This is a genomic window from Streptomyces malaysiensis subsp. malaysiensis, assembly GCF_040653035.1.
GTDB classification, from domain to species: Bacteria; Actinomycetota; Actinomycetes; order Streptomycetales; family Streptomycetaceae; genus Streptomyces; species Streptomyces malaysiensis.
Map to the genome: position 1 here is coordinate 69,020 of NZ_JBEZNG010000007.1, position 23,488 is coordinate 92,507.

The 23,488-nt window shown below is 71.8% G+C and carries 24 protein-coding genes and 1 pseudogene; 12 read left to right on the forward strand and 13 right to left on the reverse strand.

Annotated elements, in window-relative coordinates; genetic code table 11:
* Positions 1-36 precede the first annotated feature (36 nt).
* From AB0E24_RS16675 to AB0E24_RS16695, 5 genes are all read right to left on the reverse strand, one after another.
* Positions 37-1,047 carry a PfkB family carbohydrate kinase gene (locus AB0E24_RS16675; RefSeq protein WP_359377677.1) on the reverse strand — a complete coding sequence of 337 codons (1,011 nt, stop codon included), beginning with the start codon at positions 1,045-1,047 and terminating at the stop codon, positions 37-39.
* The gene (locus tag AB0E24_RS16680; RefSeq protein ID WP_069874929.1) at positions 1,044-2,537 is read right to left on the reverse strand and encodes a purine-cytosine permease family protein; all 1,494 of its coding nucleotides are present in this window, start codon (positions 2,535-2,537) and stop codon (positions 1,044-1,046) included. Before AB0E24_RS16680 ends, AB0E24_RS16675 begins: the two co-directional genes overlap by 4 nt.
* A 61-nt stretch (positions 2,538-2,598) precedes the next feature.
* Positions 2,599-3,609 (reverse strand): ADP-ribosylglycohydrolase family protein, encoded by a 1,011-nt coding sequence (locus AB0E24_RS16685; RefSeq protein ID WP_359377681.1) that lies wholly within the window; start codon positions 3,607-3,609, stop codon positions 2,599-2,601.
* A 202-nt stretch (positions 3,610-3,811) separates the two neighbouring features.
* A complete protein-coding gene (locus AB0E24_RS16690; protein WP_069874924.1) occupies positions 3,812-4,528 on the reverse strand; it encodes a GntR family transcriptional regulator in 717 nt (238 codons plus the stop codon).
* A 144-nt stretch (positions 4,529-4,672) separates the two neighbouring features.
* Positions 4,673-5,407 carry an alpha/beta fold hydrolase gene (locus tag AB0E24_RS16695; protein ID WP_359377684.1) on the reverse strand — a complete coding sequence of 245 codons (735 nt, stop codon included), beginning with the start codon at positions 5,405-5,407 and terminating at the stop codon, positions 4,673-4,675.
* 63 nt (positions 5,408-5,470) lie between these two features.
* On the opposite strand from AB0E24_RS16695, the gene AB0E24_RS16700 reads away from it, so the two are divergent.
* Positions 5,471-6,571, forward strand: a complete 1,101-nt coding sequence (locus AB0E24_RS16700) for a helix-turn-helix transcriptional regulator (RefSeq protein ID WP_232637046.1) — start codon at positions 5,471-5,473, stop codon at positions 6,569-6,571.
* Between the two features lie 43 nt (positions 6,572-6,614).
* Here AB0E24_RS16700 and AB0E24_RS16705 read toward each other — a convergent pair whose 3' ends face one another.
* Complete coding sequence (locus AB0E24_RS16705; RefSeq protein ID WP_359377687.1) at positions 6,615-7,592, reverse strand: D-cysteine desulfhydrase family protein; 978 nt, start codon at positions 7,590-7,592, stop codon at positions 6,615-6,617.
* Positions 7,593-7,653: 61 nt separating this feature from the next.
* On the reverse strand, positions 7,654-8,130 hold the full coding sequence (locus tag AB0E24_RS16710; RefSeq protein ID WP_359377690.1) for a winged helix-turn-helix transcriptional regulator: 477 nt from the start codon (positions 8,128-8,130) through the stop codon (positions 7,654-7,656).
* 193 nt (positions 8,131-8,323) lie between these two features.
* Between AB0E24_RS16710 and AB0E24_RS16715 the strand changes: the two genes are divergently transcribed.
* Entirely contained in the window at positions 8,324-8,680 is a 357-nt protein-coding gene (locus AB0E24_RS16715) for a nuclear transport factor 2 family protein (protein ID WP_069874914.1), read from the forward strand.
* Here AB0E24_RS16715 and AB0E24_RS16720 read toward each other — a convergent pair.
* Positions 8,667-9,674 carry a 2-hydroxyacid dehydrogenase gene (locus AB0E24_RS16720; RefSeq protein ID WP_359377693.1) on the reverse strand — a complete coding sequence of 336 codons (1,008 nt, stop codon included), beginning with the start codon at positions 9,672-9,674 and terminating at the stop codon, positions 8,667-8,669. The genes AB0E24_RS16715 and AB0E24_RS16720 overlap by 14 nt on opposite strands.
* Before the next feature lie 58 nt (positions 9,675-9,732).
* Positions 9,733-9,861: pseudogene (locus tag AB0E24_RS16725) on the reverse strand (hypothetical protein); the annotation flags it as partial.
* A gap of 5 nt (positions 9,862-9,866) precedes the next feature.
* Between AB0E24_RS16725 and AB0E24_RS16730 the strand changes: the two are divergent.
* From AB0E24_RS16730 to AB0E24_RS16755, 6 genes are read left to right on the forward strand one after another with little or no spacing between them, the layout of a single operon-like run.
* The gene (locus AB0E24_RS16730) at positions 9,867-11,528 is read left to right on the forward strand and encodes an ABC transporter substrate-binding protein (protein WP_359377695.1); all 1,662 of its coding nucleotides are present in this window, start codon (positions 9,867-9,869) and stop codon (positions 11,526-11,528) included.
* Between the two features lies 1 nt (position 11,529).
* Positions 11,530-12,459, forward strand: a complete 930-nt coding sequence (locus AB0E24_RS16735; RefSeq protein ID WP_359377698.1) for an ABC transporter permease — start codon at positions 11,530-11,532, stop codon at positions 12,457-12,459.
* A 14-nt stretch (positions 12,460-12,473) separates the two neighbouring features.
* Complete coding sequence (locus tag AB0E24_RS16740) at positions 12,474-13,448, forward strand: ABC transporter permease (protein WP_359377701.1); 975 nt, start codon at positions 12,474-12,476, stop codon at positions 13,446-13,448.
* The gene (locus AB0E24_RS16745; protein ID WP_359377704.1) at positions 13,445-14,458 is read left to right on the forward strand and encodes an ABC transporter ATP-binding protein; all 1,014 of its coding nucleotides are present in this window, start codon (positions 13,445-13,447) and stop codon (positions 14,456-14,458) included. Before AB0E24_RS16740 ends, AB0E24_RS16745 begins: the two co-directional genes overlap by 4 nt.
* On the forward strand, positions 14,451-15,509 hold the full coding sequence (locus AB0E24_RS16750; protein WP_359377707.1) for an ABC transporter ATP-binding protein: 1,059 nt from the start codon (positions 14,451-14,453) through the stop codon (positions 15,507-15,509). The genes AB0E24_RS16745 and AB0E24_RS16750 overlap by 8 nt, the downstream gene beginning before the upstream one ends.
* The gene (locus tag AB0E24_RS16755; protein WP_359377710.1) at positions 15,506-16,222 is read left to right on the forward strand and encodes a sulfite exporter TauE/SafE family protein; all 717 of its coding nucleotides are present in this window, start codon (positions 15,506-15,508) and stop codon (positions 16,220-16,222) included. The genes AB0E24_RS16750 and AB0E24_RS16755 overlap by 4 nt, the downstream gene beginning before the upstream one ends.
* A gap of 78 nt (positions 16,223-16,300) precedes the next feature.
* Here AB0E24_RS16755 and AB0E24_RS16760 read toward each other — a convergent pair whose 3' ends face one another.
* The 3 genes from AB0E24_RS16760 to AB0E24_RS16770 all read right to left on the reverse strand — a co-directional run bounded on the left by AB0E24_RS16760 (position 16,301) and on the right by AB0E24_RS16770 (position 18,560).
* Positions 16,301-16,633: a hypothetical protein gene (locus AB0E24_RS16760; protein WP_232637053.1), complete on the reverse strand. Its 333-nt coding sequence runs from the start codon at positions 16,631-16,633 to the stop codon at positions 16,301-16,303.
* Positions 16,634-16,686: 53 nt separating this feature from the next.
* On the reverse strand, positions 16,687-17,382 hold the full coding sequence (locus AB0E24_RS16765) for a DJ-1/PfpI family protein (RefSeq protein ID WP_174885513.1): 696 nt from the start codon (positions 17,380-17,382) through the stop codon (positions 16,687-16,689).
* Positions 17,383-17,528: 146 nt separating this feature from the next.
* On the reverse strand, positions 17,529-18,560 hold the full coding sequence (locus AB0E24_RS16770) for a LacI family DNA-binding transcriptional regulator (protein WP_099016075.1): 1,032 nt from the start codon (positions 18,558-18,560) through the stop codon (positions 17,529-17,531).
* Between the two features lie 110 nt (positions 18,561-18,670).
* Between AB0E24_RS16770 and AB0E24_RS16775 the strand changes: the two genes are divergently transcribed.
* From AB0E24_RS16775 to AB0E24_RS16790, 4 genes are all read left to right on the forward strand, one after another.
* Positions 18,671-19,849, forward strand: a complete 1,179-nt coding sequence (locus tag AB0E24_RS16775) for a phytanoyl-CoA dioxygenase family protein (RefSeq protein WP_359377715.1) — start codon at positions 18,671-18,673, stop codon at positions 19,847-19,849.
* A 16-nt stretch (positions 19,850-19,865) separates the two neighbouring features.
* Positions 19,866-20,642 carry an SDR family oxidoreductase gene (locus tag AB0E24_RS16780; protein ID WP_359377717.1) on the forward strand — a complete coding sequence of 259 codons (777 nt, stop codon included), beginning with the start codon at positions 19,866-19,868 and terminating at the stop codon, positions 20,640-20,642.
* Between the two features lie 68 nt (positions 20,643-20,710).
* Entirely contained in the window at positions 20,711-21,715 is a 1,005-nt protein-coding gene (locus AB0E24_RS16785) for a Gfo/Idh/MocA family protein (protein WP_359377719.1), read from the forward strand.
* On the forward strand, positions 21,712-22,734 hold the full coding sequence (locus AB0E24_RS16790; protein ID WP_069872946.1) for a Gfo/Idh/MocA family protein: 1,023 nt from the start codon (positions 21,712-21,714) through the stop codon (positions 22,732-22,734). The genes AB0E24_RS16785 and AB0E24_RS16790 overlap by 4 nt, the downstream gene beginning before the upstream one ends.
* A gap of 66 nt (positions 22,735-22,800) precedes the next feature.
* On the opposite strand, the gene AB0E24_RS16795 is transcribed toward AB0E24_RS16790, so the two are convergent.
* Positions 22,801-23,412 (reverse strand): TetR/AcrR family transcriptional regulator, encoded by a 612-nt coding sequence (locus AB0E24_RS16795; RefSeq protein WP_359377723.1) that lies wholly within the window; start codon positions 23,410-23,412, stop codon positions 22,801-22,803.
* Between the last annotated feature and the right edge of the window lie 76 nt (positions 23,413-23,488).

Genomic DNA, 23,488 nt, shown 5'->3' on the forward strand with positions numbered 1-23,488 from the left:
GGCGCCCGCCTCGTGACGGGCGCGGCCGAGGGCGGGCTACCGCCCGAGCGCCGAGGTCAGCCGAGCCGCGAGCGGCTCACCGGCCAGGAACTCCAGCAGCTCATCGAGGGTCGGCCCGGTGGCGGGGCCGTGCCGGGTGACCGCGAAGGCGGCCGCGGCGTTGGCGCCCCGTACGGCGGTGGCCAGGTCCAGCCCCCGGCCGAGGAGCGCCAGGAACGCTCCCGTATGGGCGTCGCCCGCGCCGTTGCTGTCCACCGCGGTCACCCGGCGGCCGGGGACGTGTGTGGCCTCACCGCCGGGCGGTACCACCCAGCAGCCGTCCGCGTCGGCCCGCAGGAGCACCCCGGTGCGCGGGCCCAGCCGGGCGGCGAGCGCGGCCGCGGCCTCCCGGGCGTCGTCCCGGCCGGTCAGCAGCCGCCCCTCACGCTGGTTGCAGCTGACCCAGTCGCAGCGCGCCAGCACGGGTGCCAGCACCTCTTCCGGGATCTGGTCGGCCAGGGGTCCCGGGTCGAGGAAGACCCGGATGTGCTCCGGCAGCCGCGCCACGAGCGAGGCCAGCACCGGGCCGTTGACCGGATAGGCGAGCCCGTATCCGGAGATCTGCACCAGGTCGCCGGGGCGCAGCGCGGCGAGCACGGCCGCCGCGTGGGCCTCGGTCAGCCGGGCCTCCGCGCCGAGGCTGGTGGCGAAGGTGCGCTCGCCACCGCCGTCGACGAAGGCCACGCAGAATCCGGTGTCCTCCTCCGCGAGCGGGGCCAGCACCACCTCGACGCCCTCCCGGGCGAGGTCCGCCCGCACCCGGTCGCCGAACGGCCCGGTGCCATGGGCGCCCGCGTACACGGCCGGCAGGCCCAGGCGGCGGGCGGCGGTGAGGACGTTGAATCCGCCACCGGTGGTGAGGGTGGTGTCCTCGGAGAGGATGTCACCGCCGCGCTCGGGCAGTGCGGGCACCCGCATCACCAGGTCCACGATGGCGTTGCCGAGCAGGACCAGCCGGCCGCCCATGGCCTCGCCCGAGGCGCCCTGGACGCCGTCGTGGCCGCTCATGAGAGCTCCTGTGCGGCCGGGGCGGGCAGCACCTGCTGCTGGGGGGCCTGCCCGGACGCCTCGTCGCGGACCGTGCCGTCGAACCGGCGCAGCACGGCGTAGACGGCGGCCGCGAGCAGCAGGGTCACCACCCAGCCCAGCCCGTTGGAGCCGATCCAGCTGTGGGCGAGCGGTCCGGAGAACCACACATCGGTCGCGCTGGTGCTGGCCTCGGTGAACAGCAGGCCCACCACGATGGCCGCCGCCCAGGCGATCATCGCGGCCCAGGCGATCCCGCCCCGGAACCAGTAGCGGCTGGACCGGCCGACGTCCATCAGGGCCGCGCCGTCGTAGGACCGGCGGAGTATCAGATCGACCGCGAAGACGCCCACCCAGGCGTTGATGGGGACTGCGAGGAGGGTGAGGAAGGTGATGAACGGGCCGTAGAAGTCCTTGGCGATGAGGATGAAGTAGATCCCGCCCGCGAAGGTGACGACCACGTCCAGGCCGACCGCGAGGGTGCGCCGGACCCGGATACCCAGGGTGATCATGGTGAGTCCGGCCGAGTAGACCGACAGGTGGTTGGAGAGCAGCAGTCCGCCGAACGCGGCGATCAGATACGGGATGGACATCCACGAGGGCAGCATCGTGTTGATCGCCGAGACGGGGTCCGAGGCGGAGGCGAGGCTGGGCTCGCCCGCCGCGAGGAGTGAGCCCAGCGAGATCAGCACGACCAGCGGGATACCGGCGCCGAAGGCGGAAGCGGCCACCAGCCTGCCGCCGGGAATCCGGCGGGGCAGATAACGGGCGTAGTCGGCGCCGGTGTTGGCCCAGCCGATCCCGGTACCGGCGGCGATCATCCCGACGCCCACGACCATCGAGCTCACCGGCCCGACCTGGGCGTGGAAGACCTTGTCCCAGTCCACGGTGGTCGCGAGAAAGACGATCACGACCAGGTTGAGCAGGCCGAAGAGGTAGCTGGCCCATCTGTTGATCCACATGATGGTGGCATGGCCCAGGCCGCTGATCAGCAGGGTGCAGCCGATGAAGACCAGCAGACACACCACGGTGAGGACGGTGTTCCGCCGGATGCCGAAGGCGGCGTCGAGCAGTGCCAGCAGGGCGAAGGCGGCCGTGGTGGTGTTGATGGTCTCCCAGCCGAGCCGGCTCAGCCAGGTGACCAGCGTGGGACCGGCGTTGCCGCGGACCCCGAACACCGCGCGGGAGAGGGTGAGGGCGGGCGCCCCGCCCCGCTTCCCGGCGATGCTGAGGGCGCCCACCAGGGCGAAGGAGCCGAAGGAGCCGAGAATGGCCACGACGGCCGCCTGCCAGATGTTCAGGCCGCGGAAGCTGACCAGCGCCGCGCCGAGCGGCAGGCCGAGGATGCTGATGTTCGCGGCGAACCAGGTCCAGAACATCTGGTTCGCCCGGCCGCGGCGCTCGGCGTCCGGGACCGGCTCGATGCCTCGGGTCTCCACGGTTCCGACGCGTTCGTTCTCTGAAGCCGCCATGGTGGTACCTGTCTTTCTGTCCGGGGGCGCTCCGGTGCGGATATGGGGTCGGGCGTGGGGGTCACTGGGCCGTGCTGCCGGCGCGGAGCGCGAGCAGGGACTTGGCCAGGGGTTCCAGGTCGAGGCCGTTGACCGAGCGCACGGTGGCGAGGGCCTCGTCGGGCAGGGCGGAGGCCCCGCTGACGGCACCGGCGACGGCGCCGGCTATCGCGCCGATGGTGTCGCAGTCACCGCCGAGGTTGGCCGCCAGCAGGCAGGCCCGCCATGGCTCGCCCTCGGCGAGGGCCAGCACGGCGAAGGCGGCGGGGACCGACTCCTGGCTGGCGACGCTGGTGCCGACCAGGTCGCAGACGCGGTCCAGGGCCTGCCGCTCGGGCAGCCCGCGGACCAGCTCCACGGCCCAGGCGATACGGGCGGCGATATCGGCGCCGGCGACCCAGTGGCCGCGCTCGGCACCGGCCTTGGCCGCCGTGATCGCCGCGCCGATGGCGTCCTCCAGGTCGCCGCCGTCGATGCCACGGCTCACCGCGGCGGCCACGGCGGCCGCGGAGGCGATGCCGATGGAGGTGTCATGGGTGACCTGGCACGCCTCCGCGACCCGGTCGAGGAAGGACTCCAGCGGTGTGTCGGGGAAGGCGACGCCGACGGGGGTGATCCGCATCGCCGCGCCGTTGGTGGCACCGGACTTGCCCGCCTCCTCCGGCGGTACGCCGCGGGAGACGGCCTCCAGGGCGGCCTTGGTGGAGGGGCCGAGCAGGTCGAAGGAGCCCTTGGCCTTCATGGCGCGCTCCCACTCCAGGAGCTCGTGCGCGAGCCGCAGCGGCTCGATCCGCCCGCCGGACCCGGTCAGCAACCGGCCGACGATGATGGCCTGGTCGGTGTCGTCGGTGACCGAACCGGCGGGCATTCCGGCGCTCACCGGGTTGTCCTCCGGGCCGGGTTCGAAACCGGTGACGGTGCCGAAGCGGGCGACGATGGACCGCCGGGACATGATCTGGGTGGGCATACCGAGGGCGTCGCCCATCGCCAGGCCGTAGAGAGCGCCGAGCGCGCGGTCGTGCTGGTGGTTCATTGGGTCTTCCTGTCAGTGCGCGGAGGTCGGTGCGCGGGAGGTCAGTGCGCGGAGGCGGTACGTCGGGCGTGGGCGGGCGCTGCCGCGTGCGGTCTCATCGGGGTTGCCCCATGGGGACCACCGCTCGGGGCCGCCGCATGCGGGCGGGTCGCCTCGTCGGAGCTGTTCGGGGTTGCCTCGTCGGGGCCCGTTCGGCGCCGCCTCATTGGGGCTGTTCACCGAAGCCGAGGTGCAGCTGGAAGCGGGCGGGGTCCAGCAGGCTGGTCACCTGCTCGACGATCTGGCCATCGGCCCCGCGGCTGACCCGGCGGGTGTTGAGCCAGACCTCCCCCTCCTGGCGGCGGAGCAGGGTCGCCTCGTCGGCGGCCAGTTGCCGCACGGACGCCCACTCGTCCCCGTGCGTGGCACGGATGCCGGCCGCGGCGAGGGTCTTGGTCAGCGAACCGTCGAGGAGCCCGCCGAGCGGGATGTCGGCGAGGGCCGCGACCATCGGAACCCGGCTGCGCTCCAGCGCGACCGGAGTGCCCTCCGGCAGCACACGCAACCGGTCCAGCGCCATGAACTCGGCGCCCTCGATGCCGAGTTCCCCGGCCAGCCGGGCATCGCGCACCGCTTCGAGACGGAGGACCTCGGTGGTGACCTGAGCGCCCTGGTCGGCGAGCGCCCTGGTCCACCCCAGGCGGTTGTCCAGCAGTCCGCCGTCGAAGGTGACGAACGAGCCGACGCCCGCGTGCGTGGAGATCAGCCCTTGTTTGCTGAGCTCGTCCAGCGCCTGGCGAACGGTGGCCCTGCTGACCGCGAAGCGCCGGGTGAGCGCATGTTCGCCGGGCAGCCTGCTGCCCGGCTCCAGGGCGCCGCTGTGGATCTCGCGGGCCAGGACACGGGCGATGCGCTGATGCTTGAGGACCTGTTTAGGCATGTCCGGACGTTAGCCATACATGTTCAGTCCTGTCTAGAGTCGAACGCAGGCGAATCTGGAAGCGATCACTCTTGGGCCAGGAAAGACCACACGGTCCGCCGCGCGGCGGGCCGTGTGGTCAGGGGCCGACGGCCGGGGTGCTCGTCAGGCCGCCTCGTGCAGGATCGCCGCCAGTTCGGCGGGCCGGTCGAACATGGGCCAGTGCCAGCCGAGCAGCTCCCGGTACGCCCAGCCCTCGGTCGCCATATGGCGGAAGGCCGGAACGGTGGCGATTCGCTTTTGGACCTCCTCCACCGGGAAGCTGCACAGCACATGCAGCCGGGGCAGCTTCTCCCACGCCTCGGTCAGCCGGACCGGGGTGGTGGCGGTGGCCCACGGCTGCGGCACCGACAGCCGCACCAGCCGTTCGAGCGTGTCCCCGGGCAGCCCGGCCACATCGGAGGCCAGCTGCCGCCACGGCGGTGGCGGCAGCCGCCAGCCGTCTCCCTCGGTACGGACCAGCTCGGCGTTGCGCGTCCGCTCCTCCGGCGGGACGAACTCGCTGTGGGACATCCCGTCGGGCAGCGGTCCGCTGTCGATGAACACCAGCCGGTTGATCCGCTCCGGCATCCGGTCCGCGACGCTCGGGATCACCACCGCACCGGCATAGCTGTGCCCGACCAGCACCACATCACGCAGGTCCTCGTAATGGATCAGGTTGAGCACATCGGCGATGTGTGTCTCCAGGTCGGTGTCGGGCCGGGCCAGATGCGCCCGCTCGCCCGTCCCGGTCAGGCTGAGCGCGTGGACATCGTGCCCGCGGCCGCGCAGATCGTCCACCACCGGGCGCCAGGCCCAGGCCCCGAGCCAGAAGCCGGGAAGAAGTACGTAAGTCGCCATGACCCGAACGCTAGAAGGGATACCGGGCAGCATCCGCCCGGTATTCGCGGAATACTTCCGGGCATGAACCGACCCACCGCCCGAGTGCTCGCCCTGCTGGAGATCCTCCAGGCCGGCGGCACCCGCACCGTGGCCGACCTGGCCGACCGGCTCGGCGTGGACGAGCGCACCGTCCGGCGCTACGTCGGCCACCTGATCGACCTGGACATCCCGGTCCGGTCGGTGCGCGGCCGCTACGGCGGCTACCGGCTCGCCCCCGGCTTCCGGATGCCCCCGCTGATGCTCACCGACGAGGAGGCGCTGGCCGTACTGCTCGGCCTGGTCGCGGGCCGCCGGGCCGGGCTGGTGACCACGTCCGTTGCGGCGGCGGAGAGCGCCGCGGCCAAGGTGCGCCGGGTGCTGCCCGAGGCGCTCGGCCGACGACTGGACGCGCTGCTGGCGACCGCCGACTTCACCGCCCCGGCCCGCCCCATGGCCGTCCCGGAGACGAGCGTGCTGCTGATGCTCGCGGAGGCCGCGCGGAACCGCCGGCCCGTCGCCATCGGCTACACCGCATGGAAGGGGCGGCGCAGCGAACGCACCGTGCATCCGTACGGGATCGTCGCGCACTCCGGGCGCTGGTACGTGACGGGGGCGGACTCGGACAGCGGCGAGGTGCGCACGTTCCGGCTGGACCGGATCGAGACCGCGACGGCGCTGCCGGGGTCGTTCGATGTGCCCGAGGGGTTCGACCCGGCCGGGCGGGTGTTGTCCGGGCTCGCCGGTGTGCCCTATCTGCACGAGGTGTCGCTTCGGGTCCAGGGCACGGTCGAGCAGGTCCGCCACCGGCTCCCGCCCGGACTCGCCACCGTACGGGAGCTCACGGACGCCCCGGCGCGGGATGCCGGGGCGGAGGCGGGTGGGGAGTTGGCGAAGACGGCCGGGCCATCAGCCGCCGCCCGGGAGGAGGAAGGCGGCGGATGGGTGCGGGTCCGGCTTCGGGCCGAGCGGCTGGAGTGGGTGCCCTCCGTACTCGCCTGGCTGGACCTCCCGTTCGTGATCGAGTATCCGGACGCCCTGCGCGACCATGTGCACACCCTGGCCCGCCGCCTCGCCACCTGCGCCGACGCGGTCGCCGACACCGCGGAGGGAACGGTCGCCGACACCGCGGCAGGAACGGAGTGACCTCCGCACCGCAGAGGCCGACCGGCCGCGGCCGGGGCGGCGCTCAGCCGCGGGGCCGCCGTACGGCGCTGTCGGCCACGGCGGAACGCGCCCGCTCCAGCGCCTCGGGGTGCCCGAACAGACCGGGCAGACCGCCGGTGTGCAGGAGGACCGTGCGCTGTCCTGGCCGCACCTGGCCGTCGTGGACGGCCGCGATGAGACCGGCCAGGGCGCGCCCGGTGTAGACGGGGTCGAGGACGATGCCCTCGGTGCGGGCCGCCGTGGTGATGGCGTCCATGACCGGTTCGGTGAGCGCGGAGTAGCCGGGGCCGACCTGGTCCAGGCGCAGCCGCAGGGACGTGGCCACGGGCCGTCCGGCCAGCCCATCGACCAGGTGTCCTACGGTGCGTTCGGGATCGGCGACGGCCCCGCAGTGCACCCCGAGCACCCGCTCGGCGCCGAGGGCGTGGACAAGACCGGCCATGGTGCCGCCGGATCCGACCGCCACGACCGCCGTGGACAGATCCGGGGCCTGCTCCAGGAGCTCCGCCCCCGCCTCGGCGTAGCCCCGGGCACCCAGCACACTGGATCCGCCGAAGGGGATCACCGCGGGCCGGGCGCCCCGCTCGCGCAACTCCCCGGCCACGTCCTCCACGGCGGCCGCGAGTTCCGCCTCGTTCACCTCCCCCGCCCATACGACGCGGGTGCCGAAGAGGCCGTCGAGCACGATGTTGCCGGTCATTCCCGCACTGGGCGCACCGGCGAGGACGAGGACCACGTCCATGCCCAGCCGCGCCCCGGCCGCGGCCGTCAGACGGGCGTGGTTGCTCTGCGCGGCCCCGCTGGTCACCAGTGTGGTGGCGCCCTCGGCGCGGGCGGCACCGGCGGTCCACTCCAGCTTGCGGACCTTGTTGCCCCCGCCGCCCAGCCCGATCAGATCGTCACGCTTGACCCACAGATCACCGGGCTCCAGCCCGATCGCACGGGCCAGCCGTGGCGCGGCCTCCAGCGGGGTGGGCCGGCTCATCAGCTTGATGTCCATCGTGCTTCCTCTCTCCGGGCACTGACTACTGAAGTGGCATCCAGATGGAACCGGAACCGGATCAGCCCCCCGACGCCGGATCGACCATGAAGTCCACGTCGGCGTACGGCACCTCCCGGCCCTCCTCGTCGACGAACCCGACACTCACGGCCTCACCGGTGGAGCGCACGCGGCGGAGGGCCGAGGGGCCCGACGGGCGGGGGCGGTGGCGGTCGCCCCACTGCTGAAGCGCGGCCAGCACGATCCGCAGCTCCTCCCCGGCCGGTGTCAGGTGGTAGCTCAGCCGATGTCTGCTGCCCGGCTCCTGATAGGTCCGGGTACGCAACACCCCAGCCTCCACGAGCAGTTTGAGCCGGGCACTGAGCAGGTTCGGCGCGACGCCGAGCGACGACTGGATCTCGGCGAATCTGTGCCTATCGGCGAAGATCTCGCGCAGCACCAGCAGCGACCATCGCTCACCCAGAATCCGAAGGCTCCGCTCGATGGAGCAGACCGGCTCATCGTCGACGGGCCCCGAGACCTTCTTCGCGGACGACACCGCACACCTCCCGTCCGATATGACGCGACTCCTCATCCGGGAGCATACCTCTGAATATCACTTCACTATTCAGAGGTGGGAACGCGTCCATCACAACGGGGGCGAGCCGAGTTACTGCTAAAGTGAAAGTCACTTGCTTCTGTTTTAGCAGTGACAAGGGGCGCGCCCTGCGCGTACTCCGGGACGGACAGCCATGACCGACAACACCACGCCCTTCGCCGCCACCGATCTGCCCGACGTGGTCAAGCGGTATCTGACGGCGCACAACGAGCACGATGTGAAGGCGGCCTCAGCCGCGCTGACACCGGACGCGACGGTCGTCGACGACGGCCGTACCTACGAAGGGATCCCGGCCATCGAGCGATGGCTGGGCCGCGCCGTCTCCGAGTACACCTACACCACCACATTCCTCGGGGCCGAGCAGGACGGCCCGGACCGCTGCACCGTCACCCAGCGGCTGGAGGGGAACTTCCCCGGTGGCATCGTCGACCTTCGCTATCGCTTCACCCTGGACCAGGGCCTGATCAGCCACCTCATCATCGCCCCCTGACCACATTGCCGAGGGGGCTCCCCGCCGCCAGGCGGTTGATGTTGGCCGCGATGTCCACGGCCCGGGCGGCGAAGGTCTCCTCGGTGTGACCCGAATTGTGCGGTGTCATCACCACATTGGGCAGGGTGTGGAACGGCAGGCCGCTCGGCGCGAGCGGAGGACCCGACCACCACACATCGAGGGCGGCACCGGCGATGGTGCCGGCCGAGAGCGCCTCGTACAGCGCCTCCTCCTGTACGACCGGGCCACGGGCGACATTGACGAGGAGGGAGTGCGGGCCCATCGCGGCCAGTTCGGCCGGGCCGATCAGCCCGCGGGTCGCGGGGCTCAGCGGAACGGTGACCACGACGATGTCGGAGTCCGCCAGCAGATCCGGGAGCCGCTCCGTGCCACCCACCCAGTCGGGGCGCAGATCGTCCGGCAGCGGGGCCGATGGATCGCGGCGCACGGCTCGCACCCCCAGGCCGACCGCCTGGCACAGCCGGCCGATCTCCCTCCCCGTCTCACCGAAGCCGATGACTCCGACCCGGCGGCCCCGCAGGGTGTCCCCGAAGGGCAGCGTGGAATCGACGGCCACATTGCGCCACCGCCCGGCACGCAGCTCCCGATCGGCCGTGAGCACACTCCGGGACAGCATCAGAACGCACATCAGGACGTGTTCGGCGATGGACTTGCCGTGGTGATGGGTGTTGGCCACGATCACATCCGGCCCCAGCGCCTCCAGGGGGATGCCGTCGTAGCCCGCGCCGACGACATGTACGAGGCGCAGCCGCCGGGCGCGCCGCGCATGGTCCTCGGCGAGCCGTGAGCCCACGTACACATCGACGGAGGCGATGGCGTCGGAGATCCGCGCCGCGTCCCAGTCCGAGGCGTCCAGCCACTCGTGCGGCCCCTCGATCCGCGCCCGCAACCGCTCCGTGAACCTGCTCAGGATCCGGTGGTTGAGCATGATGCGCAGCGCGCGGTCACCATCGGGGGCAGCCGTCCTGACCATGTCTACCGTCCTCATATATAGCCGCTGTTTTCATTTGTGCACGTGATCCTCGAGGCTGTCAATGCTCGGCCTGTTCCGGCCGCGGCGCTCCCCATCTGCGTCTGTTGTCAGATCTCTTGACGCCCCGGCACCTCAGGTTTAGCTTCGGCGTCCACAAATGCAGACCGGGTACGCAAGTGTAGACAAGACCATATGTCGACCGTCGTTCTCGGGCGGCAACCCGCCAGCACCCTCGGAGATACGCCGACGATGAAGTCCTCCGTACCCTCCACTCCCTCCAGTCCGCGCCCCGAACGGGGCCGGGCCCGTACCGTTCTCGCCCTTCTGGCCTCGGTCACGATGCTGCTGACCAGCGCGTGCGCCGTGGCGAACAGTGACACGGCGGGTGATGCCGGCAGTGCGGACGGCCGCACCCTGCGTGTGGTCCTCACCCAGGAACCCCCGACGCTGGAGCCCTGCGAGTCATCGCTGACCGCGACCGGTGTCGTGGTCCGCTCCAACATCACCGAACCGCTGGTGGAACGGGACCCCACCTCGGGCGGGCTCCAGCCGCTGCTGGCCACCGGCTGGCGGCAGACGAAGCCCAGGACATGGACCTTCGACATCCGCTCCGGTGTGAACTTCCAGAACGGGCGGCCGTTCACGGCGAAGGACGCCGCCTTCTCCATCGACCGCGCCGTCAACTCCGATCTCGCCTGCAACGTGGAGGGCTATGTCTTCGGCGACGAGAAGCTCGATGTGCGCGCCGTCAGCCCCACCCGGCTGACCGTCACCACTGAGAAGACCGACCCCATCCTCCCGCTGCGGCTGAGCTTCGTCGAGATCGTGCCGCACACCACCAGCACCGAGGCCAAGGTGCGCATCCCGGTCGGGACCGGCCCCTACGCCGTCAAGGCATGGCAGACCGGGGTCTCCATCTCCCTCGCCCGCAACGACGACTACTGGGGGAAGGCGCCCGCCTACCCCCGGGCCAGATACGTCTGGCGCAGCGACGCCAGCGTCCGGGCCGCGATGATCGACAAGGGCGAGGCCGATATCGCGACGGCGCTGGACCACATCAGTGCCGACCAGGGCAACACCGTGGCCTACCCCAACAACGAGACCACCGCCCTGCGGCTGGACGGCCGTGAGGCGCCGCTCAACGACATCCGGGTGCGCAAGGCGATCGGCCTGGCCGTCGACCGCGAGGGCATCATCGAGGCTCTTCTCGGCGGACTGGCCAAGCCCGCCGCACAACTCGTCCCGCCCGGTGTGGTGGGCCACAACGACGACCTCGCCCCCGCCCCGTACAAGGTGGCCGCCGCCCGCGCGCTGGTGAAGCAGGCGGCCGCCGACGGCGTCCCGGTACACCGGCGGATCACCCTCGTGGCGCGCAACGGCATGTTCGCCGGGATCGCGGAAGTGGCCGAGGCGCTTCAGTACGAGATGGCGAAGGTGGGGCTGAACGTGCGGATACGCATGGCGGACACCGCCACCCATCTCCAGTACCAGCTGCGCCCGCTGCCCCGTGGCGTCGGGCCGATCGCGCTGCTGATCATGCACGGCAACCAGGCCGGGGACGCGGCCTTCACCACGAGTCAGTACCTGCAAAGCGACGGCCCCCAGTCCACGTTCGGCACCAAGGAGCTCGACCGGCGCATCGCCGCGGCGGACGCGCTGTCCGGCAAGGCCCGCCAGAAGGCGTTCGCCGAAGTGCTCTCCTACCAGAACAAGACGGTTGTGCAGTACGCCTATCTGGCCCATATGCGCGGGCTGCTCGGGCTGTCACCGAAGGTGCGCTACCGGCCGGACTCGGCCACCGGGGACGAGATGCGGCTGGCCGAGGTCGGCCCCGCGACGGCACGGGGGCACTGATATGACGTCCTTCCTGCGCAAGCGCATCGTCTCCAGTGCGATCCCGCTGGTGTTCGTGGTGCTGGGCGTGTTCTGTCTGGCCCGGCTGACCGGCAACCCCGTCGACCTCTACCTGCCGCTGAGCGCCACTGCCCAGCAGCGCGCGGAATTCTCCGCCGCCCACGGCTTCGACGACTCCATTCCGGCGCAGCTGTGGGACTACCTCGCCAACGCCGCCCAACTCGACTTCGGCACATCGCTGCGCACCGGGGAGTCGGCCGGGTCGATGGTGCTCAAGGCGTTCCCCGTCACGCTCCAACTCGCCGGGATGACCATGCTCCTGGCGATCCTCGGCGCCCTGCTGGTCGGCAGCCTGGCCGCCTACCGGCCCAACTCGGGCATCGACCGGGTCGCGGGGCTGCTGTCGATGACCGCGGCCAGCATCCCCGACTTCTGGTTCGCCATCGTGGGTGTGCTGGTCTTCGGCGTGGGTCTGGGCTGGCTGCCGACCTCCGGCACCCTGGGCGGCCCGGAGATCTGGGTGCTGCCCATCGCCACCCTGCTGATCCGCCCGTTCGGCGTGCTGGTGCAGGTGGTGCGCGGCAGCATGGTCGGCGCGCTGTCCGCGCCTTACGTCAAGGTCGCGCGCAGCAAGGGAGCCGACCCCAAGCGCGTGGTGTTCGGGCACGCCCTGCGCAACTCCATCACGCCCGTGCTGACCGTGGCCGGGGATCTCACCGTCGGTCTGGTCAACGGCGCGGTGGTCGTGGAGACGATCTTCGGCTGGCCCGGGATCGGCAAGCTCATGATCGACTCGATTTTGCAGCGCGACTTCGCGGTGTTGCAGGCCGCGGTCCTGCTCACGGCGGTGACCATCTTCGCGCTGAACATCCTCGTCGATGTCTGCCACGCCCTGATCGACCCCCGAGTGCGCCAGGCGGTGCCGGCGTGAGCGAAGGAGCCACCATGCCCGACCCCGCCGCCGACTCCGCGGACCGCCCGTCCGGCGCGGCCGCCGCGCCGCCGCGCACCCGTCCGCCCCGCTGGTGGCTGCTGCTCGGCCGGGACCGGGCCGCGGCCGTGGCGGCCGTCATCCTCGCCGTGGTGTTCCTCGTGGCGCTGTTCGGCCGGCTGCTCATCGGGGACCGGGCCGTACGGCAGGACCTCCGCGCCTCGTTGCGCCCGCCCTCCCTCGACCACGGCTTCTACGGGCTGCTCGGCACCGATGTGCTGGGGCGCAGCGTGCTGGCCCGGCTGGTGGACGCCGCCGGGACGACACTGTCCGTCGCGGTGCCCGCGGTGCTGTGCTCGCTGCTGATCGGCTCGGCGCTGGGGCTGTGGGCCGGATACCACGGGGGCCTGCGCGAGAACGTGGCGATGCGTGTCGCCGATGTCATCCTCAGCTTCCCGTCCCTGCTGATCGCGGTGGTGGTGCTCTATGTCTTCGCGCCCAGCGCGATGAACATCGTGCTGATCCTCGCCATCGCGCGCGTCCCGGTCTATCTGCGCACCGCCCGCGCGGAGTCGGCCGAGCTGAGGAGCCGTCTGTTCGTCGACGCGGCCCGGACCTTCGGCACCCCGAGCCGGAACATCATCATCAGGCACATTCTGCCGATCGCGCTGCCGACGCTGCTGACCGTGGCCACGCTCGACTTCTGTTTCGTCATGCTGACCGAGTCCAGCCTGAGCTTCCTCGGCATCGGCATCCAGCCCCCCGATGTGAGCTGGGGGCTGATGGTGGCCCAAGGGCGCCAGTACCTTCAGACGGCCTGGTGGATCGCCGTGCTGCCGGGTGTCGCGATCGTGCTCACCACGGTGTCGGCCACGGTGCTCGCCGCCTGGGTCCGCCTGGCCACCGACCCCGCCCAGCGCTGGCGTCTGACGCTGCCCAGGAAGCGGCGCGGCGACCGGGCCGCCGTCCCCTCGGAGATGATCGCGTGAAGTCCTCCACCCTGCCCTCGCCCGCCGCGACCGGCGGTCCCGCACTCGAGGTCGAGGGGCTCCGTGTCGATCTGCGCACCCCCTCGGGCACCGTACGCGCCGTGGACGGCGTCGGCTTCAGCGTGCGCAAGGGGCGCACCCTGGCGCTGCTGGGCGAGTCCGGCTGCGGGAAGTCGATGACCGCGCTGTCCATCGCCGGGCTGCTCGATCCGACGGCCGAGGTGACCGGCGGATCCGTGAAGGTGGCCGGTACCGATGTGCTGCGGCTGGGCCGAGCGGGCCGCAGAAAGCTCGCGGGCCCCGTGCTGTCGATCGTCTTCCAGGACGCGCTGACCGCGCTCAACCCGGTACAGCCGGTCGGCAGACAACTCGCCGAGCCGTTCCGCATCCACCGCGGGCTGTCGCGGCGCGATGCCCGGGAGAAGGCGGTCGAGCTGATGACCCGCGTCGGCATCCCCGAGCCGCGGTTGCGGGCCCGTGCGTATCCGCATCAGTTCTCCGGCGGTATGCGGCAGCGGCTGCTGATCGCGATGGCCGTCGCGCTGGACCCCGATGTGCTGATCGCCGACGAGCCCACGACCGCGCTCGACGTCACCGTGCAGGCGCAGATCATGCGGCTGCTGCGGGACCTCCAGACCGAACGGGACATGGCGCTCGTGCTGATCACCCACGATCTGGCGGTGGTCGCCCAGCGCGCGGACGATGTCGTGGTCATGTACGCGGGCAATGTGGTGGAGACCGGCCCGGTGGCGGAGGTCTTCTCGCGCCCCCGCCACCCGTACACCAAGGGGTTGCTCGACTCGGTCCCCGAACACGCCGTCAGGGGCCGCCCGTTGCCCGCCGTACCGGGGAGCCCGCCCGAGCTGAGCGCGGTCCCGTCCGGCTGTGTCTTCCAGGCCAGATGTCCGCTGGCCGGGCAGCGCTGCGCCGGGGAACGTCCTCCTCTGCTGTCCGTCGGGGCCGCACGCTCGGCCGCCTGCCACTTTTCCGAGGAGCTCGACCGTGTCTGAGACGCCCCTCACCGCGACCGCCGCCGACCCGCGGGCCGGCGGCTCGGCCACTCCCCCGCCACTGCTCGAAGTGCGCGGTGTGACCAAGTCGTTCGGCCATGGCCGCCGGCGCCTGACCGCGCTGGACGGAGTCGATGTACGGGTCGAGCGCGGGGAGACGCTCGGGCTGGTGGGCGAGTCCGGATGTGGCAAGTCCACCCTGGCCAGAGTGGTGCTCGGTCTTGAGCGGCCGGACTCGGGCACCGTGCGCTTCGACGGCGCCGATCCGTTCACCCTCAAGGGCAAGGAGCTGACGGCCTGGCGGCGCCGGGTGCAGATGGTGTTCCAGGACCCCTTCGCCTCGCTCAACGCCCGGATGTCCGCGGCCGACCTCATCGGCGAGCCGTGGCGCACCCACCGCGACATCGTGCCCACGGCACCGGCGCGGGAGCGGCGGGTCCGTGAGCTGCTGTCCCTCGTCGGGCTGCGGGAGAGCGACGCCCACCGCTACCCGAACGAGTTCTCCGGCGGGCAGCGGCAGCGCATCGGCATCGCCCGCGCGCTGGCGCTCGACCCCGACCTCATCGTGTGCGACGAGCCGGTGTCGGCGCTGGATCTGTCGGTGCAGGCCCAAGTGCTCAATGTCCTCTCCGAGCTGCGGGAACGGCTCGGTGTCTCCTATGTCTTCATCTCCCATGACCTGTCCGTGGTCAGGCATGTCTCCGACCGGGTGACGGTGATGTACCTGGGCAAGGTCATCGAACACGGCCCCACCGAGGACGTCTTCGACCGCCCTCTGCATCCCTACACCGCCGCCCTGATGTCCGCCGCGCCCACACTCGACGTCTCCGGGCGGGAGCGGGACGAGGAGATCCAGCTGCGCGGGGAGATCCCGTCCCCGTACGACATCCCGTCGGGCTGCCGGTTCCGCACCCGCTGCTGGAAGAGCGAGGCCCGGTGCGCCGAAGTCGCTCCCCCGGTCGTCGTCCGCGACGGCACGGGGGACACCGGGCAGGAGCCGCATGAGGGCCTGTGCCACTTCCCGCTGGGCACCGGGCCGATGGAAGCATGAGCCCGCCGGAGTTCACCCTGCTCTTCGTCACGGTGGCGGTCGGGGCGCTGCTCCAGGTCTCCATCGGCTTCGGGCTCGGCCTGCTGGCCGCCCCGGTGATCGCGATATTCGATCCGTCGCTCACCCCGGTGGTGGTGCTGCTGCTCGCCACCGGGGTCACGGCCACGGTGCTGGTCCTGGAGGGCGGACATCTGGACCTGCGGGGTGCGGGGTGGGCGCTGGTCGGCCGGCTGCCAGGCGCGGTGGGCGGCGCGGCGCTGGTCGCCGTGCTCCCCGCCCGGCACCTCGCCCTCCTGGTGGCCGCGGTCGTCCTCGTGGGTGTGGCGGTGAGCCTGCGCGGTTTCGTACCGGCGCCGAGACGGCGGTCGGTGCTGCTGGCCGGCCTGGTGTCGGGGCTGATGGGCACGGCGACCTCCATCGGGGGGCCGCCGATGGCGATGGTCTGGCAGCGTCTGAGCGGACCGCGGCTGCGTGCCACGATGAGCGCGTTCTTCCTGGCCGGTTCGGTGATGAGTCTGGCCACCCTGGCGGCGACGGGGGCGGTGCACACATACAGCCTGTGGCACACCGTCCTGCTGGCCCCGGCGGCGGCGCTCGGGGTGCTGCTGGCCCGCCCGCTGTCGAGCAGACTGGACATGCGGCGCACCAGGGCCGTCGCCATGGTGCTGGCGGTGGCGAGCGCGACCGTGCTGGTGATCCAGCAATTCGTCTGAGCCGGTTCCGGTGAGCCGTGCGGTGGGCCACTGGCCGAGGGAACGTGGGGGAACCCCGGTGCCCTCCGGCGTATCGGCTCAGCCCTCCGCCTCCACCGGGACGGCGCGGCGCTGTCCGGTGACGTTGGAGGAGGGCAGCCGCCCGGCCTTGGAGGTGCCGGTCATCGTCTCGCCCTCGACCGTCATGGTGAACGCGAGGTTCAGACGCATCGGTTTGGTGATGGCCTGACGCCAGGTCAGCTGATCGCCCTCCAGCGCCACATCGGCCAGCGGGACCTCCTCTTCCGCACCGTGGGCCGTACCGGTCAGGGTGCCGTCCTCGTCATGGAGTTCGATCACGGCCTTGATCCGGCCGATCGGTGTGGAGATGGACAGATCCCAGGTGCCTTCGACGGAGCCTGCGACGGACATGGTGGTGTGCTTCCTCACGGTGGGATGGGACGGGTCGTGCCGGGGCGTTGTGGTCACAGGGCGACGGGCGACGGCCCGCGGTGGCTCCAGGGCGTACCCCGGCGCTCGTACGCGAACAGCTCCTCGACGGCGTGGGCGATCTTCGGCCCCACTTCGCGCTCCAGCAGATACAGCGCCAGATCGAGTCCGGAGGTGACACCGGCGCCCGTGATGAGGTCGCCGTCGTCGACGACCCGGGCCCTGACCACATGGGCACCGGTGGCGTCGAGCATGTCCAGGCCCATGTGGTGGGTGGTGGCGTAGCGGCCCTCCAGCAGACCGGCCATGGCCAGGACGAGCGAACCGCCGCACACCGTGGCCACGGTCGCCTCCGGGCGCTCCATGGCCGTCTTCAGCAGCCCCGGCAGGTCGGTGTTCAGGGTGCGGCCCAGCAGGACGGGGATGAATTCATGCTCCCGCCACTCCCCCGCGTCCGCCTCCGCGTCGTGATCGGGGACCTCGCCGGGCTCTCCGGCACGGCCGGCGGCACCGGGGACCACGATCAGGTCAGCCTTCGCGGGGTCCAGGGCCGCCGTGGCGCGCAGCGGCACACCGCCGACCCCGCTCACCACCTCGCGCGGCCCCTCGGCGGACACCAGCTCCACGCGCACCGAGCCACCGGAAGCCGTGCCACCGGCGTGCAGCACCTCGTAGGGGGCGACGACATCGAGGAGGTCGAAGCCGTCGAACAGGACGAACTGGGCGAGCATGAAATATTCCCTCACACGCGGTTACGGCCAGTCCATCTGGCCTTGGCGCGACGCTATGCGAGTGCGGAAACGGCTCCCAGTGGCACGAGTGACAGGGTTCAACGGAAAGTCGCCAAGCGGGCCGGAGGACGCCACGGGCAGACGTCTCAGAGCGCGTCGGGCGGCATGTTGTACGGCGTGACGACCTGGATCGGCGAAGGCAGGGAGGGGCCGTCGTCGGGGAGGGCGCCATGGGCCCGCATGATGATCTGGCAGGCGCGGCGCATGTCCTGGCGCAGATCGTGGTGGAGCACCGCGGACAGCCGGCGCTCGCGCAGCAGCCGGGTGTTGTCGTGGTCGAGGTCGTGGGCGATGAACACCTCGTAGCCGCGGCCCAGTTCCTCGAATGCCCGGACCGTCGCGGTGTTGCCGCCACCCATCGAGTAGACCGCCCGGATCTCCGGATCGCGCCGCAGCGCCCGCAGCACCAGGTCGCGCTGGGTGGCGTCCAGGCCGTCGCTGTCGGTGACCTCGACCAGTGTGCGCCCGGGGTGCGCGTTGCGCAGCGCGCTGCGGAATCCCATCTCGCGCTCCTCCTCACCGCGGAAGAAGCCGCGGCTGATGGTGGTGAGCACATTGCCGGGGCGGTCACCGAGCCACTGGCCCATGAGGTACGCGGCGGTGGCGCCCGCGGCGCGGTTGTCGATGCCGACGTAGGACCGGCGTGCGCTGCTGGGCAGATCGGTCACCAGGGTCACGACCGGTATGCCCGCGGCGGCCAGACGGCCGACGGCCGCCGCGACCTCCGGGACGTCGGGTGCCTTCAGCACGACCCCCTGGGAGCCGCCGCGGGCCGCGACGCGGTCCAGCGTGGCGATCAGCTCCTCCACCGGACCGGTCTCGCGGAAGTGGAAGCGCGACCGCAGCACCGCCGGGCGCAGCGAGGGCAGCTCCGCCTCCAGGGCGGCGCGGACCGCCGAGGAGAAGCGCTCCGGCGCCCGCATCACGATGTCGATCATGAAGGTGCGGCCACCGATGCGGACCTGGGTCCGCTGCCGGTCCAGGTCCTTGATCGCCTGGCGGACCTCGCGGATGGTGCTCTCGCGCACACCACCGCGGTCGTTCAGCACCCGGTCGACGGTGGCCTCGCTCAGACCCGCCTGCCGGGCGATCTCCCGGATCGGATACGGATGGGCCATCGGTACGCCTCCCTGAGGGGTTTTTGATGGGTTGCTGAGGATTGCCCGATGCTCGGCCGATCACAACACTGACAGAAAGCCGCAGCCCACGGGAAGGATCGAAAAACATCATGTCCGTTGTCGCCCCGAGGTCCCAGACCTGGCTCAGTGCGGCCGACTGCGCTCTCGACACCTTCCGCGCCCTGGTCGAGCGGACCACCGACCCCGGCGACCACCCCGGCGCCGACGCCGTGGAGCAGAACGTGCCCGTCTACGACGGCGAGCGCCTGCGGGCCCGGGCCGCCACCGGGCCCGGCCGCCGGGAGGCGCAGGCGGAGCTGGTACACGCCCTGCTGGACGGCCCCGGCATCGTGGTGTTCAAGGGTGCCTTTCCGGACTCGACGGTCCTCGGCCGGGCCACCGAGGCGTTCACGGCGCTGATCGAGGAGGAGCGGGCGGCGGGCTCCGCCCGGGGTGACCACTTCGCCAAACCCGGCGCCAACGACCGGGTCTGGAACGCGCTGGAGAAGCTGGCCCGCACCGCACCGGAGGTCTTCGCCGACTACTACGCCAATGACCTCATCGCCCTGGTCGCCACCGCCTGGCTGGGCCCCGGCTATCAGATCACCTCACAGATCAACCAGGTCAACCCGGGTGGCGCGGCCCAGAGCGTGCACCGCGACTATCACCTCGGCTTCCTCTCCGAGGCGCGGGCCGCGACCTACCCCGCCCATGTCCACCGGCTCTCCCCCGCGCTGACCTTGCAGGGCGCGGTCGCCCACTGCGACATGCCCGTCGAGTCCGGTCCGACGCTCTATCTGCCGTACTCACAGACGTACGAACCCGGCTATCTGGCCTGGCGCCGCCCGGAGTTCATGGCCTACTTCGCCGAGCACCACGTCCAGCTGCCGCTGGAGGCGGGCGACGCGGTCTTCTTCAACCCCGCGCTGTTCCATGCCGCCGGGCACAATCGCTCCGCGGACATCCGGCGGATGGCGAACCTGTTGCAGATCTCCTCCGCGTTCGGCCGCGCCATGGAGACCGTCGACCGCGAGGCGGTGGTCAACGCCGTCTTCCCGGTGCTGCGGCGGCGCAAGGCCGAAGGCGCCACCGAGGAGTGGCTGCACAACGTGGTCGCGGCCTGCGCCGAGGGCTACCCCTTCCCCACCAACCTGGACCTCGACCCGCCCGTGGACGGCCTGGCCCCGGACTCCCAGGCCGACCTCGTCCGGCGTGCCCTGGAGCGGGACCGGACCCCGGACGCCCTGCGCGCCGAGCTGCGGTCCGGCGCCGAGCGCCGGCAGAGCTGAAGGGGGCGGACCGTTCATGGGACTGCTGGAGGACAAGATCGTCCTGGTCAACGGCGGCAGCCAGGGGGTCGGCGCCGGTATCGTCCGCGCCGCCGTCCGCGAAGGGGCCACGGTGGCCTTCACCGGACGTCGCCCCGGCGTCGGTGAGCCGCTGGCGGAGGAGCTCACGGCCCAGGGGGCCACGGCCTCCTTCCTCCGCGCCGATCTGGCCGATCCCGCGCAGGCACGGGGCAGCGTGGAGCGGGTGGTGGCGGCCCACGGCAGGATCGACTGCCTGGTCAACTCCGCCGGGCTCACCTCGCGCGGCACCCTGCTGGACACCACGCCCGAGCTCTTCGACGCGCATATCGCGATCAACCTGCGCGCCCCGTTCTTCGCCATGCAGGCCGCCGTCGCCGACATGGTGGCCAGGAAGGCCCCGGGTACCATCGTCAACATCATCTCCAACTGCGCACACGGCGGATATCCGCACCTGGCGCCGTACTCCGCGGCGAAGGCCGGGCTCGCGGGCCTGACCCGCAACGCCGCCCACGCCCACCGCTGGGACCGCGTCCGTGTCAACGGCCTCAACATCGGCTGGACCGGGACCGAGGGCGAGGACGCCGTCCAGCGCGCCTTCCACGGCGCCGGCGACGACTGGCGCGAGGAGGCCGCCCGCGCCCTGCCGATGGGCAAGCTCGGCCAGGTCGACGAGATCGCCGATTTCGCCGTCCTTCTCCTCTCCGACCGCAGCGGAGTCGTCACCGGCTCGGTCGTCGACTGGGACCAGATCGTCCTCGGCGGACTCGGCTGACCCGCCGCCCCGCACCGTCAGAAGCCGCACCATCAAAAGCCACACCGTCAGAAAGGGAACAACTCCCCATGCGCATCGGCATCATGGGCCTGGGCCGGATCGGCGCCTTCCACGCCGAGACCCTGTCCACACTCGACTCGGTGGACTCCCTCGTGGTCACCGACCCGGTGGCCGCGGCCGCCACCGCCGCCGCCGAGCGGTTCGGCGCCCGCGCGGTCGAATCGCCGGAGGCCGTGCTCGCCGCGGGTGTGGACGGCATCGTGATCGCCGCGGCGACCGACGCCCACCCCGGCCTCGTCCTCGCCGCCGTGCGGGCGGGTGTGCCGGTCTTCTGCGAGAAGCCGGTGGCGCGCACGATCGAGGAGAGCCTCGACGTCCTCCGCGCGGTCCAGGACAGTGGGGTGGAGGTCCAGATCGGCTACAACCGGCGCTTCGACCCCGGGTACGTGGCAGCGCGGAAGGCGGTGGTCAGCGGTGAGCTCGGGCCGCTGCACACCGTGCGGTCCACCACCTTGGACCCCGAGCCGCCCCCGGCCGCCTACGTGGCCGTCTCCGGCGGCATCTTCCGCGACTGCTCCGTGCACGACTTCGACGTCGTCCGCTGGATCACCGGCCGCGAGGTCACCGAGGTCTACGCGACGGGTGCCAACCGCGGCGCCGAGTACATCGCGGCCGCCGGGGACGTCGACACCGCCTCCGCCCTCCTCACCCTCGACGACGGCACCCTCGCCGTGGTCTCCAACACCCGGCACAACGCCCGTGGTTACGATGCCCGCCTGGAGCTCCACGGCATGGCGGACAGCGTCGCCGCGGGCCTGGAGGACAGGCTGCCGCTGCGTTCCGTCGAACCCGGCGCCACCTTCCCGGGGGCCGCGCCGCACCACTTCTTCATGGACCGCTTCGCCACCGCCTACCGGGCCGAGCTCACCGCCTTCACCGAGGTCACGGCCGGTCTGCGGCCCTCCCCCTGCACCGTCGCCGACGCGGTCGAGGCGGGCTGGATCGCCGAGGCATGCACCCTGTCGCTGCGTGAACACCGCCCCGTGAACATGGAAGAGGTACGGAAGGCATGACGACAGCCGAGCCGCTGCGCATCGGGATCCTGGGCGCCGCCCGGATCGCCGGGCTCTCCATCGTCGGCCCCGCCCGGGTGTGCGGCCACCGCCTCGTCGCGGTGGCCGCGCGCTCCCGCGGCCGGGCCGAAGCCTTCGCCGCCGAGCACGGCGTCGAGCGGGTCCTGGACTCCTACGCCGATGTGATCGACGACCCCGAGGTGGAGGTCGTCTACAACCCACTGGCCAACGGCCTGCACGGCCCGTGGAACCTCGCCGCCCTCGCCGCGGGCAAGCACGTACTGACCGAGAAGCCCTCGGCGAGCGACGCCGAGGAGGCCACCGAGGTGCGCGACGCCGCCGCCGAGGCGGGCACCGTCTTCATGGAGGGCTTCCACTACCTCTTCCACCCCGTCACCCGCCGCCTCCACGAACTGCTCGGCTCCGGGGAGCTCGGAGAGCTCCGGCATGTCGAGACGACGGTCGCCATGCCCGCCCCGCCCGGGTCCGATCCGCGCTGGTCCCTCCCGCTGGCCGGGGGCGCCCTCATGGACCTGGGCTGCTACAGCCTGCACGCCCAGCGCACCCTCGCCCCCTGGGCCGGTGGTCCGCCGCGCCTGGTCACGGCCCGGGGCGGCGCCCGGGACGGCGCACCGGACGTGGACGAGTGGCTGGACGCGGAGCTGGCCTTCCCCGGCGGTGCCACCGGATCGGCCCGCTGCCATATGGCACACGGCGACTGGCGCATGAGCTTCCGGGTGGTCGGCTCGCGGGGCGAGGCCACGGCCGTGAACTTCGTCCAGCCGCATCTGGACGACCGCGTCCTGGTGCGCACGCCCGCGGGTGAGCGGACCGAGGAGCTGGGCAAGCGCTCCTCGTACACGTACCAGCTGGAGGCGTACGCCACTCATCTGCGGCACGGCACACCGCTTCCGCTGGACGCGGAGGACGCGCTGACCACCATGTCTCTGATCGACGCGTGCTACCGCGCCGCCGGTTTCCCGCCCCGGCCCCGCACCGCGCTTCCGGTCCGGGGCTGATGCACACATTCCGGCGGGGGCACGGTCTTGGGCGTGCCCCCGCCGGTCGGCGGCCTCGGGCCGGGCTCAGTCCGCCGGATCGGCCGTCGTCCCCGGCCCTGCCGCACCGGGCGCGCCGACGCGCAGCCCGTCCATGACCAGGTCCAGAAGCCGTTTCGCCCGCGCCTGCCGGTCGTCGGCGAGGCCGATCTGCCACAGGCCGGCGATGGCGAGCAGGAAGTCGTCGGTGGTGACGCCGGGGCGGATGGTGCCGACCTCCTCGTTGGCCCGCAGCAGGAGCGACACGACCTCGGTCATCTGGCCGTGCCCCGGCTTCTCCTGGCCGCAGGATGCGCTCATGGCCTTGTGCAGCGCGTCGGCCAGACCCGCCTTGGCCATGGCGAACCGGGCGAGGTGGCCCATCCACTCCCGCAGCGCCTGGTCCGGCGCGCGAGTACGGAGCAGCTCGACCGCGGTGTCCGCGACCTGCCGCATCTCATGGCGGTAGATCTCCAGCACGAGGGCCTCGCGGCTGGGGAAGTTGCGGTACAGCGTCCCCTGCCCGACGCCCGCCTTCTTGGCGATGGCGCTCAGCGGGACATCCGCCGAGCGCGTCAGCTCCGCCAGCGCCACTTCCAGGATGCGCTCACGGTTCGCTTGCGCGTCCGAGCGCAGACGTGCGTCCCTGTCTGCCCGCACTCGTCCTCCTTCCGGACATCGCATAGCGCCCGCCTTGCCCACCGGACAGCTGTCCGCTAAGTTTTCATGCACAGCG